This window comes from Magnetococcales bacterium (assembly GCA_015232395.1).
Taxonomy (GTDB): domain Bacteria; phylum Pseudomonadota; class Magnetococcia; order Magnetococcales; family JADFZT01; genus JADFZT01.
This window is the reverse complement of the sequence record JADFZT010000007.1, coordinates 33024-46237: the sequence shown is the minus strand read 5'-3', so window position 1 is coordinate 46237 and position 13214 is coordinate 33024. Positions and strand designations below refer to the sequence as shown.

Sequence of the window (13214 nt, the reverse complement as noted above, 5' to 3'; positions counted from 1 at the left end):
CATCTTTTCAAGGGGTAGGCAGGGAGATCGGTCTTGATGCCGCATTGAAGCTTGTCGAGGCGTTTGGTGGAACAGATGTCCGGCTACCTAAGGAGCTGTCCACAAATAACTTGAACATTCTATGGGCCGGCGATAACCTGGATGCATGACCGGAGACACAGATCATGTCATTCGTGAGAAGTATGAATCGCTGAAGACCGTGCTGGATGAACGGACCCGCCGGTTATGGGCTGCCGCCGAGGCCAATGCTCTTGGCCGAGGGGGAATTTCGTGTATTTCCAGAGCCACCGGCGTTTCGCGTACTACGGTTCACCAAGGCATTCGAGAATTGGCGGCGGCCAAATCTGGAAAGGGAGCCAAGGCACTGTCGAAGCGGGTTCGTTCTCCCGGTGGTGGACGCAAACGGGTCACCGAAAACGATCCAACGCTACTGGCAGATCTGGAGCGGTTGGTTGATCCTATGTCCCGTGGCGACCCGGAATCTCCCTTACGCTGGACTTGCAAGAGTGTTCGCCAGCTTACGTCTGCCCTTGGAAATCAGGGTCATGTCATTGGGCGGCAGAAGGTGGCTGATTTATTGGAAGTTCTTGGATACAGCCTGCAGGCAAACCAGAAAAAACGGGAAGGATCACGACATCCGGATCGGGATGCCCAGTTTGAGCACATCAACAATCAGGTCATGGATTTCCAAAGGCGGCGCCAGCCGGTCATCTCCATCGACACCAAGAAAAAGGAGTTGGTGGGCGACTTCAAAAACGGCGGTCGGGAATGGAATCCCAAGGGAAAGCCAGAGCCGGTCCGTGTTCACGATTTTGCCGACAAGGAATTGGGAAAGGTCAATCCATACGGCGTTTATGACCAGACGGCAAACGTGGGCTGGGTCAGTGTTGGCACCGACCACGATACGGCTGAATTTGCGGTCGAAAGTATCCGGCGATGGTGGTACAAAATGGGGGCGAAGATGTACCCCACCGCCACGGAAATGCTAATCACCGCCGATTGCGGAGGAAGTAACGGCTACCGGGTCCGGCTCTGGAAAGTTGCCTTACAGAACTTGGCCAACGAAACCGGACTGCGGATTCATGTTTGCCATTTCCCCCCTGGGACCAGCAAGTGGAACAAGATCGAGCACCGTATGTTCTGCCACATCACCATGAACTGGCGCGGAAAACCTCTGACAAGTCATGAGGTGATCGTCAATCTGCTCGGGAACACCACAACCAAGGGTGAACTTACAATTAAGGCAGAACTGGATACAGATAGCTATCCCAAAGGGGTTAAGGTTTCCGATGAGGAAATGAAAGCGGTTAACCTCACCAAAGACGCCTTTCATGGCGAGTGGAACTATTTTATTGACATTAACTATTCAAGTTAAATATGGACAATTCCTTCGCCAAATGGAAACTTGATGATTTCCATGCGGCAACCTGGGGCGCGCAACCGCCCCGCACTTTCGATGAAGTGATGTTGAAATATTTGGAGGCCACTAGAGAGATTAAAAAGAGTTGGCAGTTGGACCAGTATGGAGCAAAGGCGCTGTATCGGTTTTTCACAGGCCAAAGACTGGACAGGATCGTGGGTGCGGATCTTCTTCAGTTCCGCAAGTTTCGGGAGTCAGAGGGGTGTGGAATGCACACCATTCGGCGGGAGTTGGCTTTGTTCAATCGTGCGATTTCATTCGCACAGGATGAATTGGGATGGATGATTCCTAATCCGGTCAAGGGGAGAGTCCCCCCTTTGCCAGAAGGTCGACTTCGTTGGATCAGTCCAGCAGAAGCAGTGGCTCTGGTTGAGGCAACCGGGAAGGTTGTTCGAGCGACACACTTGGCCGATTTCATCCTGTTGGCGTTGCATACGGGTTGCCGTCGGGGGGAGCTTTTGGGACTGGAGTGGTCCAGGGTGGATTTTCATGGGGGCTTGATCCACATGGAAGGGGAGCACACCAAGGCCGGAAAGCGCCGGTCGGTTCCCATCAATGAAACGGCACGGGCGGCGCTGTTGAGCCGTGCAAGGTTCAGGGCGGCCCACTGCCCCCACTCACCTTGGGTTTTTGCTCATCTGGATGGAAACCGGCTGGGATCTGTCAAAAACAGCTTCCGAAAGGCTTGTCAACTGGCCGGGATTGACGATTTTCGGGTGCATGATCTTCGGCACACCTGTGCAGCTTGGTTGGTTTCCAGTGGTGTGCCTTTGTCTGAAATCAGGGATCTCTTGGGGCATGCCTCTATCAAGCAGACAGAAAAATATGCCCATCTGGCTCAAGAGAATGTACGCTGAGCTGTTCGTGTCTTGGATGGCCTGGAAAGAAAAGATGGGGTGGGGGATGGGAATGCATGGCACAAAATCGGTACATTTTCCCAAGGGCGGCACATTTTCCCAAGGGCAAGGGCAATAAAAAAGGCAGTTAGGAGTAAATCCCAACCGCCTGATTTTTTAGGAAAAAATGGTCGGGGCGAGAGGATTCGAACCTCCGACCCCTAGCACCCCATGCTAGTGCGCTACCTGGCTGCGCCACGCCCCGCGACCATTATTTCAGACCCCTTGGGGTGGCTTTGTTGGGTAAAACCCAAAGCCCGGGAGCTGAAATCCGCACACAACTTACCCCACCCGTTTGCCGATGTCCAGACCTGCCATGATATAGTTTGCAGATGGTGGGGAGGGTTCTTGATAAGCAGTTGTTTTATTTGGAAAAATATCATCATTTTTCCTTGGGCCGGGGCTTTTGTCTCTACGGGATTGGAGAGAGGCCGGTATCAGCGTCGGGGAAGTCTCTGGCTGTGGGAAAGAATATCCAGCTGATCCTGCACATCCAGGAGGGTCATGAAGGAGATCATGATCGCACCGGGTTGGCCGTTGCGGATTTTGTGAAGTGCCTTCCAGGGATTGCGATTGGCTACCGTCCCCAGATAAATCGGAGCGTTCTCCTGCCCCAGATTGATCGCTCTACCCGAGGGGCCATGACAGATCGCACAGATCGACTGATAAAATTGCTCGCCGTTCTGGGCGATCCCCAATGCTTTGTTGGTGTCAGGGTCGATGAAGAGGTCCATATCCACCTGCCCCCGACTCAAAAAAGCCGCCAGGCGTTTTTCCGAAGCTTCCGAAATCATCTCAGGTGAAAACTGGTGGATATCGTCCCGGATGATGCCAACGATTTTTTCCACCGGCTTCCCCACCATCCGGCGCAGCCCCTTGATGCCGGTAAAATGATTTCCCAAGCCATACACACCGTCCCGCCCCTTGTAGTCCCAGCCGTGACAGGTGTGGCAAAGCCAGGTAGTCGGACCCTTTTCCTGGCCTTCAATGGGATAGCTGGGGTGGGTGGATTGGGGGAGGGGGGTGTCCTGGACGATGGCCCAGTTGTCGTAGAGAAGCCCCCCCTGGGTGATTTCCCAAAGCTCGGAGTGGGAGCTGGGGCGGGAACCACCTGAGGAATTGCCGGAAACCGCCGGTGAAGAAAACCACACCAGAGTCAGCAACCCAATCAGCACTACCCCACTTGTCAGAAAGCCGCGTTTTGCCATGATCTCTCCCACTGAAGACAAAGAAGTGGCAAATGGTAGCCAATCCCCTCTTGGCATCCAAGCAAATTCGACCGGGGGAGGGGGCTTGAGGGATCGGAAAGGGCAGCAGAACCCCCAAAAGTGGGGAGGTTTACTGGCAGGTTTGGCAGTGGTGGACCTCTACCGTGACATGATCCAGGCCGGGAAGTTTTTCCAGACGCTCCCGATAGTGGCTGGTCGGTTTGGGATCGTGGGTCACCAGGGAGACGATGCAGGCGTGGCTTGATGGACCTACCCGCCAGCGGTGAAAATCAGCAATTTCGCAAAGCTCTTCCGATGTGTCGTTCAGGGCCTTGAGACTCTTTTCCCGCCAGCCGGTGTTGCCCTCGGCATCCAGTAGCACCTGCCCGGTCTCTCTGAGTAGGCCATAAGACCAAAAGCCGATCACAACCGATCCGACGATACCCATGAAGGGGTCCATCCACACCCAGCCCAGATACATGCCACAGGTGAGTGCGATCAAGGCGGTGACAGAGGTCAAGGCATCCGCCAGTACATGGAGGTAAGCCGCCCGGAGGTTGTGATCCTTATGGTGGGGCTGTTCGGAGTGGGGGGAATCCGCCTGGTTGGCGTGCGCATGCCCATGGTCGTGACCGTGATCTTCTGCGTGATCGTGATTGTCATCATGTCCATGTCCGTGCCCATGTCCGTGTCCATGCCCGTGTCCATGCCCGTGTCCATGCCCATGATGATGATCCGCCCCACCCAGCATCCAGGCGCTCACCACATTCACCACCAAACCGAGAGCGGCGACCATCAAAGCCGATTGAAAATTGACCGGAATGGGGGTGATCAGCCGATCCAGGGACTCCACGGCCATGAGTACGGCAACCAGGGCCAGGGCGACTGCGCTGGTAAACCCTCCCAATGATCCGACCTTGCCGGTGCCGAAGGTGAATCGGGGGTTTTGGACATGTTTGCGGGCAAATACATAGGCAAAGGCGGTGATGGAGAGAGCGGCTGCGTGGGTGCTCATGTGCCAGCCGTCGGCAGTCAAAGCCATGGAGCCGGTGATATGGCCTGCCACAAGCTCCACCGTCATGGTGATCAGGGTCAGGCCAATGACCCAGTAGGTGCGGGCTTCCCCTTTTTGTTTAACGTCGAGACCAAAAACGTGCCCATGCGTCCATGCATTGAGATCGTGTCCGTTCATTCAACAAGCTCATTTTTGTTGGCAGGATGTATTGGTTACGCCCCATCAGTGATCCGGACCATCCCTTGAGGCGGGTGTATCTTCAGTCACGATGTGAATACCTGAAAATCACCGCTCAAGGGATGGCAGGGGACAGAGCCGACAATAATACATCTGATGCGTGCATCATCCAACAAGAAATGATTCTTATTCAGGATCTTTTTTTGTGGTCTCTTCCACCGGGGCTTGAATATGAGCCAGAACATTGACCAGCAGCATGCCATCCCCAGGGGTCAGGGAGTGGCCGGTAGCTGTGGGAATCACCCGGGAGCGGCCTCTGAGGGGGAGGATGTTATTCATATCCTGGCTGTAACCGGGCACCAACACATCCCCCATCAGCGGGAAAGATTGGCTGCGAATGACCGAAACATAGGTCACTGCCGGGTGGGGTTGCAGGTTGAGCCAGTGGAGCAGGGTGCCGGGACGGGGGCGGATGATATCCACCAGCAGAGGGCGGGAATATTCGAGATAGTTATAGGTTCCACCGCCAAAGAACTCTTTGATGATATCCAGGGGGCCGTCACTATCGGTCACATCCAGGGCTTGCTCGGCCCGGGGGGTGCCCAGATGGGGAGAGGCGATGGTGATGAGCGCTTTGACGTTGGGGCCGCCACTGCGCACGAGGGCCAGGCGGGCGACCACGCCCCCCACTGAATGCCCGGCCAGAATGAGATCTTCATCCGGATGGCGTTGGGCGATCAGGTTTAACATCCCTTCCAGTTGTTGGGTCTGTACCAGGATGGGGGCTTCCGAAGGCATGTTGACCACATAGACCTTATTGGCCGCATTGGCCCCTGGAGCCGGAGCCAGGTGAATCCCGTTGGGGCCACCCACTGTAAGCATGCCTGCACGGGGCCAGCCGTGGGCCTCTAAAATGGAAACAACCCCGCTTCTTTCCCAGGAGAGGGCATTACCCGAATAGCCGTGGGCCAAAATCAATACATCGGCTCGGAGTGGCGTCACCAAAAAGAGAAGAAAGAGAGCGGAAAGGAGGCCTGCGGTTTTTTTCATCGGATTGGATCCCTCTTAAAGAATGGTAACCCCGTCGCCATTGAAGGTGGACTGTGGGGTTTGTTCTACAGGTTATGGTGACAGGTCAAACAACAGGGTGCAATAGAGTAGGACACCCTGATGAAATGGAGGTTCCCAAGGGAAAGTGCTGGAATGCAGGCGATGGAAAAAAGGCCGAAGATGGGGGGAATGGCAGGGGCTTGAAAGAAAAAAATGGTATGGTTATCAAAAGCCTGGCAGGGAAAATTGTCAGAAGTTATCCCGGAATATTGAGAGATTCGGGCAGGTAAAGAGAACTTCAGCGGTTCCTGGCACTTGAAATTTTGATGAGAGAGTGGGAGTATGCGAAAAAGCCCAAACTTGGGCACCCCCTGTTGATTTTCCTGGCTGGGAAGCGCCACCATGGATTCACAAGTAAACCTGAAAAAAGCAGGCCTCAAGGCCACCATCCCCAGGCTCAAGGTGCTGGACCTCTTCCTGTCTGATCAGGGAGGCCCCCACATGACCGCTGAGGATGTCTACCGGCGTCTTCTTTCCGAAGGGGAAGAGATCGGGCTTGCCACCATCTACCGGGTGCTCACCCAGTTTGAGCATGCGGGGCTGCTGGTGCGCCACCACTTCGAAAGCGGCAAGGCAGTCTTCGAAGTCAATCAAGGAGACCACCACGATCACCTGGTCTGCCTGCAGTGTGGCAAGGTGGAAGAGTTTTATGATGAGGGGATCGAAAAAAGGCAAAAAGAGATCGCCATGGAAAGGGGCTTCCAGGTTCAGGATCACGCGCTCTACCTCTATGTGGATTGCCTGGATCCCAAATGTCCCAACAAAGAAAAAAAATAACGCTCTCCTCTTCTCTCCCGTTGCAGGCATTTCCTGGCCAAAATCATCCCCTCTGCGGCTGAAGTCCAGTCTGCCTGCGTTGTTCGGGGAAACGGCTGATGTCGCCTCTTTAGGTAAAGCTTTTCGATAGCTCCCGCCTTGTTGGCCCGCGATTGATTCCCCATTGGTAACGCTACGTACTCCAAGATTTTGATCCATCCTGGTCCTGGTTCGGAGGTGGGGTTCGTACGGCTGACCATATCCCGGGTGATCCTAATGAGGGTATTCGCCTGTCCGGGCCACGCGTGTGTGCCCTCCTTGAATTGGAACGGCTATATCTCCGACCCTTTTTGATCGGACGATCTTAAGCTGAAAGCCTCATTCACGGTTTGGCAGAGGGCGGCTTTTTGGATCGGTTTGGGGAGATGGAAAACAGCGGGAGGGAGGTGGCTGTTATCTTTGGTCGGGGCCTCATCGGAGGAAAAGAGTATAACGGGCAGGTGCGCAAGCCCCACTGTTTGGCGTAGTTCCTGAATCGCTTTGGTGGCATTTTCCGGGGAGTAGGCGCAATCGAGAAAGAGAAGCTGGTAGGGGGGGGCACCGTTGACCGTGAGGGTTTCACGGGTGGTGTCGCAATGGGCAGCTTCGGTCACCTCCAGCTCCATGCTGGTGAGGAGCTTGGTTAAAATCATCCGCTCCAGGGGATTACGGCCCGCGACCAAAACCTTGGCTCCCCGGTGCATCATCTCGAGGATTTCTTCACCACTGCCCTCAGAGGGGCGTTCGAAGGGCACCTCCAGAATGAAGGCGCTGCCCTCATCCATCTGACTCTCCACATGAATCTGCCCCCCCATCAGCTCTACCAACCGTTTGGAAATCGCCAAGCCCAGACCGGACCCCCCATAGCTGCGAGAGGCTGAAGAGTCCCCCTGGGTGAAAGCGCCGAAGATGGCATCCTGTTTTTCCTCTGGAATGCCGATACCGGTGTCCCGGATGGTAAAGCGGATGGTGGCTGTATTATTCCCTTGGCTGGATGGATTTTCCACCTTCAGAGTGACCCGGCCCTTGGGAGTAAACTTGATACCATTACGCAAAATATGCAGCAGCACCTGTCGCATGCGGATGGGGTCGCCAATGACCGTGCAGGGGGTTTCCGGGGCGATGTGGCAGAGCAGCTCCAGCCCTTTTTCGCTGGCTTGGGGAAGGATGGTTTCCCGGGCACTGCGGACCAATCGGGGGAGGTTGAAGGGGCTTTTTTCCAGGATAAACTGCTCGGTATCCACCTTGGAAAGATCCAGCAGGTCGTCGATCATCGACGTCAGGTTGTCGGCGCTTTCGAGGACATTTTTGAGATATTTTTTCTGTCCTTTCTGAATCGGGCCCAACTCCCCTTCCAGGATCAATTTGGAACAGCCGGTAATGGTGGCCAGGGGGGTGCGAAATTCGTGGGTAATGTTGGCTAAAAAATCATTTTTCATCTGGTTGGCCGCTTCAGCGGCAGCCTTGGCCTGCTCCCGATTGACCTCTATTTCGATATCCTTGGAGATATCCTCCTTGATGGCCAGCAGATGGGTGATCTCCAAGCGGGCATCCCGGATGGGGGAGATGGTGTTGGCTTCCCAATAGGAGTCACCGTTGCGACGATGGCGTTGCAGCTCCCCCCGCCAGGTGCGACCGGAAGCGACGGTGTTCATCACCTCACGGCGGATTTTCGGTGGAAAGTCGTCGGAATCCGGAAAGCCGAAATCCTGCCCGACTGCCTCTTGGGCCTGGTAGCCGGTGAGTTGGGTAAACTGCTGGTTGACATAGAGAATGCGGCCATCAGGATCGACAATCATCACCCCAGCCGGGCTCTGCTCCACCGCCTGGGAAAGCTTGCGGATTTCCGCTTCGGCCCGTTCCCGCTCGTGGAGTTCCTCCTGGAGATTGTCCCGGGTGAGGATGATCTCCTTCGTCAGGTGCTTGAACTGCTCGGCTAAAATGTGAAGCTCATCCTTGTTTTGCATCGCCTGGGGTTTGATGCCCAGAGCGTTCCAGGAAAAGTCGATGATACCCCGGGTCACCCGTTCAATCTGACGGGCGATGTGGATGACGATGATCACGCAGGAGAGAATCAATACGAACGCGGTGATGGCCCGTTGTTGCCGTTCAGCCAGCAAAATGGTGCCGCTCATCGATTCGAACTCTTCCGGGGAGACCAGGGTGATGAGCCGTACCATCAGGTCTGAAGAGCCGTAGTCGAAGGGCTCTTCCCCCTCAACCAAAAATTTATTACGAGCCCCACCAAGAGAGATGCCCGGTGGCACCAGAGTCGGTTGGTTGGAGGCGATGATTCGCGGGGTCTCTCCTTCGAGGAGGGCGACAATCCCCATATATTTGCGACCTGGATTGAGCAGTGCATCGGAAAGAAAGGTGTGATCCAGGGGGTTGGCGAGCATCAGGGTCGCCTTGGGCTGCCCTTGGGAGTCGGTGACGGTTTCCGAGGTGATGAGAAAGGGCAGGTCATCTATTCGTGTCAGAAAGGTTTGGTTGTGACTCAGGTGTTGCAGCAGTCGGGAAGGTTGCAATAGGGTCGCCGGTGGCGGCTCCATCTGCGCTTGATACACCTCTTTGACCTGCCCTTTGGGACCCAAAAGCAGGGCAAAACGCAAGGGCACCAAAATTCTCAGTACGGTATGCCGGGGTAGCCAATCCGGAGGCCGCTGATGAAAAATAATTTCAGCAAAGGGTTGGCTTTCCAGGGGATAGGCTTCGAGATAATCCAGGAGATTTTTTTGCGCAGCGAGGAGTCGCACGGCCTGATGATGGCTTTTGACGTGGTGGTCAAAAATGACCCGGTTTTCCTGGGCCCGCTCCCGGACACGCTCCTGGAGATAGTTTTGAAAGGTGGCTTTGACGTGGCCGGTCTGCCAATAGTCCAGAACACCCCAGGTAGCGATTCCAACCAGGACCGTTGCAAGGAACATCTTCAGAGACAACGGAATGCGGTTGAGAATCGTAAGGCGTGGACTACTCATGCCCTGTGCCGATCGGGTTTCGGGGATAGGGGTGGTTGGTCAGGTCGCAGGATCCAAAGAGGCCGACCGGAAGTAGGTTCCCCGCATCGGGATCCTGGGGCGAGCCCCTTTTGGATCCCGATGCGAAGGTGTGGCCGAATCAGTCCGCATCCACCTGAGGAATTTGGGGGTTGGAGGCCCCGGCTTTGCCTGAGGGATTGGTAAACTGATCGTTGAGATCCTGAACAAAGGCGTCGGTATCTTTCTGGACCTTGCGGATTTTGTTTTTGCTCATCATCCCCCAGCCTTTGGGACCACTGCGGAAGATGGAGTTGAGCATGGAGCCGGTGTTGAAGGCAAAACCCTTGCTGACTGCATCTTGAAGCTCGGGGCGGTCGATCTCTTTGGGGATTTTGCGGCTGATGTTCCAGGCGACCATTTTGCGCACCAGGTGGTGTACATAACCCACCGCACCCAGGGTGGCCAGTACCGACAGGATGTTGATCACCTGGGTCAGCATGTCCCGAGCCATCCATTCATCCATGCTGGGAGGCATGAGGCTGATGTCGTTGACCACGGAAACAATGCCGACGATCACAGCCAAGCTTCCGAAGAGGATGCTGTTCATGGTGAGAACACCACTGCGCCAGCGGGCCAGGAGATCGGTAAGCTTGGTGACCGATTCGTCGGAGATCATTTTGGCGGTGTTTTCCAGGGTGCCGATGATTCGGTAGGCCCGGTCCACTTCCACCCGGTGGATGCGCTCCTTGAGTTCGGCCATCTCTTCTTCAAGCTTGCCTTCAAAACGGGCCCGAATCGCTTCGTCGGGGATGGGATGGGCGATATCCTTGTTATAAATTTGGTAAAAACGCCCTGCCATCAGGCCGGATTGGGAGAGAGCCCGCTGCCAGGCAGCCACCACCTCTTCCAGATTGTCGTCCTGGGCGGTGCAGTCGATCTGGTTGAGGATAAAAAGAAACTTATTGGAGTCGTGGCGGTGGATGGTGTTGGCCACCAAGTGGTCCAGGGTATCTTTCATCGCCCCCGGTTCCGGATGGCGGGCATCGAAAAAGACCAGGACCAGATCCGACAGATCCATGATGTGATCGGTGATGCGCAGGGTGGAGTTGCGCTGGGCATCGGCGTCGAAACCGGGAGAGTCGATGAGAATCCGTCCCTGGAGTTCCGGGGTGGGACAGGTTTTCAGTTGCAGATAGGCATCGATCCGGCGACCTTCGCCGCTGGCCACATCCTCCACATCCTCGCTGATCTGATAGAAGGGGAAACGGGGGTCGGCATCCAGGGCAATGCCTGGCAGGGTGCGGACCTTCTCCTCCTTGCTGTAGCAGATCACGGTAAACTTGTCGTCTACCGCCTGGTTGCCGGTGCGTTGCAGCTTTTGGCCGAGATAGGAGTTGATAAAGCTGGATTTACCCGAGGAGAATGTACCCAGGATTGAGATCAGGGGCCACCAGGAGACCCGGGTTGCAAAAGATTCGTCCCGGTTAAGCAGGCCCATACCATAGGCCACCCGGTCCAAATCCCGAAAACTTTGCACCACCCGCAACAGAACCGGGTTTTCCTGTTTGAGATGCTTCTCCAGGCTTTGAATCCTTCTTTCGATCTGAGCATTTTGTCTGATGAACATGTCGATCTCCACGGTCCTGGGAAAAATGGTACGCTTTCCGCGCTGTTTGAGATAGGCTTTTGGGGTATGAAGGGATGGAGAGAGGTCGATAGGGGGTCTGTGACGCCCTGTCAGCCTCTGATCCAACCAGTCCGTTTTGTAATGTACCTTTTTGCCACCCGAAAAAAAAGTGGGGTAGAACATGGCCGACAAATCGTTAACGATTCGTGACAATCGTACAGGTAAGGAAATGGAGTTGCCCATCATCAACGGGTCCGAGGGACCGGGGGTGGTGGACATCACCAAATTTTTCAAGGAATTTGGCCTCTTTACCTTGGATCCGGGGTTTCGGTCCACCGCTTCCTGCGAAAGTCAAATCACCTTTATCGACGGTGCCAAGGGGGTTTTGCTCTATCGGGGCTACCCCATTGAGCAGCTGGCAGAAAAGAGCAGCTATCTGGAGGTGTGCTATCTCCTGATGAACGGTGAGCTGCCCAACGCCGCCCAGTTTGCCGAGTTTGAGGGCATTGTCGACAGCCACACCATGCTTCATGAGCAGATGCTCAATTTTTATCGGGGATATCGTCGGGATGCCCATCCCATGGCGATTATGGTGGGGGTGGTGGGGGCGCTTTCAGCCTTTTATCACGACTCTCTGGATATCAGTGATCCCCGGCATCGGGAAATTTCCGCCTTTCGCCTGATCGCCAAGATTCCCACCATCGCGGCGGCCTCCTACAAATATTCCATCGGCCAGCCCTTCATCTATCCCAAAAACGATCTGGGCTATACCGAAAATTTTCTGCGCATGCTGTTTGCCGTTCCCTGCGAAGATTTTCACATGTCGCCGGTGCTGATCAAGGCCATGGACCAGATCTTCATCCTCCATGCCGATCACGAGCAGAACGCCTCCACCTCCACGGTACGCCTGGCCGGTTCCTCCCAGGCCAACCCTTTTGCCGCCGCTTCAGCGGGCATCGGGGCGCTTTGGGGGCCTGCCCACGGTGGGGCCAACGAAGCGGTCCTGAACATGCTCAACGAAATAGGCTCCGTGGAAAATATTCCCGGCTTCATCAAGCGGGCCAAGGATCCCGACGATCCGTTTCGTCTGATGGGTTTTGGTCACCGGGTCTATAAAAATTATGATCCCCGGGCCAAGGTGCTCAAGAAATCGGCCCATGACGTGTTGGAAGAGCTGGGTCGGGAGAACGATCCCCTCTTCAAGGTGGCCCTGGAGCTGGAGCGTATCGCCCAGGAGGATGAATACTTCAAGGCTCGCAAGCTCTATCCCAACGTGGACTTCTATTCCGGCATCATCCAGTCCGCCATCGGTATTCCCAACAACATGTTCACGGTGATTTTTGCCGTGGCCCGCACCGTGGGCTGGATCACCCAGTGGATGGAGATGATCTCCGAAAAGGGTCAATCCATCGGTCGCCCGAGACAGCTCTATGTGGGTGCCAAGACCCGGGACTATGTGGATATGGATCAGCGGGGTTGATTTTTGGCCGGTTCACCGCTCCCGGTGTCGGATGGGGCGGTGAATCGGTTTTGAATCGAGAGAAGTACAGATGGAAAAGCAGCCCGGACTGGTGGTGATTGCCGGCCCCAATGGCGCGGGGAAGTCCACTTGTGCATCCGAACTGTTGGGGGGTCGGATCGCCTTCCTAAGGTGGGGAAGTCCCGACCCTTGGCATTTGGTGTTGGACACAACACCATCCATGTGTATGATGATCTCTTGTGGAAACGGATCAAGGAGATGGCAAATGTCTGATAAGCAACCAATTTCCGACGAACTTCTCGCCGAGCAGGAAGAGTATCTCCAAGCGATCAAGCGGGGGGTTCGCAATGCCATGATTTATCATAAAAACATGGGGTTGCCGGTGGTCGGCACGGAAAACGGTCAAATCGTCTGGGTGCCAGCAGAAGAGATTGTCATTCCTGAACTGCCCTGATAGCTGCCAGATTCAACCATATGCCTCTGCCTTTACGCTTTGGAAGGTTGGGGG

10 protein-coding genes and 1 tRNA gene are annotated in these 13214 nt (G+C 55.2%); 5 read left to right on the top strand and 6 right to left on the bottom strand.

Annotation, left to right across the window (positions count from 1 at the left end; translation table 11 throughout):
* Positions 1-145 precede the first annotated feature (145 nt).
* Both HQL52_03695 and HQL52_03690 read left to right on the top strand, forming a co-directional pair.
* A complete protein-coding gene (locus tag HQL52_03695; protein ID MBF0368540.1) occupies positions 146-1375 on the top strand; it encodes an ISAzo13 family transposase in 1230 nt (409 codons plus the stop codon).
* A 200-nt stretch (positions 1376-1575) separates the two neighbouring features.
* Positions 1576-2277: a site-specific integrase gene (locus tag HQL52_03690; protein MBF0368539.1), complete on the top strand. Its 702-nt coding sequence runs from the start codon at positions 1576-1578 to the stop codon at positions 2275-2277.
* A 167-nt stretch (positions 2278-2444) separates the two neighbouring features.
* On the opposite strand, the gene HQL52_03685 is transcribed toward HQL52_03690, so the two are convergent.
* The 4 genes from HQL52_03685 to HQL52_03670 all read right to left on the bottom strand — a co-directional run bounded on the left by HQL52_03685 (position 2445) and on the right by HQL52_03670 (position 5766).
* Positions 2445-2521 (bottom strand) — tRNA-Pro (locus HQL52_03685).
* 232 nt (positions 2522-2753) lie between these two features.
* The gene (locus HQL52_03680; GenBank protein MBF0368538.1) at positions 2754-3524 is read right to left on the bottom strand and encodes a c-type cytochrome; all 771 of its coding nucleotides are present in this window, start codon (positions 3522-3524) and stop codon (positions 2754-2756) included.
* Between the two features lie 130 nt (positions 3525-3654).
* Positions 3655-4716 carry a cation transporter gene (locus tag HQL52_03675; protein MBF0368537.1) on the bottom strand — a complete coding sequence of 354 codons (1062 nt, stop codon included), beginning with the start codon at positions 4714-4716 and terminating at the stop codon, positions 3655-3657.
* A 186-nt stretch (positions 4717-4902) separates the two neighbouring features.
* The gene (locus HQL52_03670) at positions 4903-5766 is read right to left on the bottom strand and encodes a hypothetical protein (GenBank protein ID MBF0368536.1); all 864 of its coding nucleotides are present in this window, start codon (positions 5764-5766) and stop codon (positions 4903-4905) included.
* 402 nt (positions 5767-6168) lie between these two features.
* Here HQL52_03670 and fur point away from each other — a divergent pair, with 402 nt between their 5' ends.
* Positions 6169-6603: a ferric iron uptake transcriptional regulator gene (fur, locus tag HQL52_03665; GenBank protein MBF0368535.1), complete on the top strand. Its 435-nt coding sequence runs from the start codon at positions 6169-6171 to the stop codon at positions 6601-6603.
* Positions 6604-6914: 311 nt separating this feature from the next.
* Here the strand turns inward: fur and HQL52_03660 are convergent, their stop codons facing one another.
* Entirely contained in the window at positions 6915-9599 is a 2685-nt protein-coding gene (locus tag HQL52_03660; protein ID MBF0368534.1) for a PAS domain S-box protein, read from the bottom strand.
* 139 nt (positions 9600-9738) lie between these two features.
* Positions 9739-11226: a dynamin family protein gene (locus tag HQL52_03655; protein MBF0368533.1), complete on the bottom strand. Its 1488-nt coding sequence runs from the start codon at positions 11224-11226 to the stop codon at positions 9739-9741.
* 181 nt (positions 11227-11407) lie between these two features.
* On the opposite strand from HQL52_03655, the gene gltA reads away from it, so the two are divergent.
* Entirely contained in the window at positions 11408-12706 is a 1299-nt protein-coding gene (gltA, locus tag HQL52_03650; protein MBF0368532.1) for a citrate (Si)-synthase, read from the top strand.
* A 265-nt stretch (positions 12707-12971) separates the two neighbouring features.
* Complete coding sequence (locus HQL52_03645) at positions 12972-13160, top strand: hypothetical protein (GenBank protein ID MBF0368531.1); 189 nt, start codon at positions 12972-12974, stop codon at positions 13158-13160.
* Positions 13161-13214 lie beyond the last annotated feature (54 nt).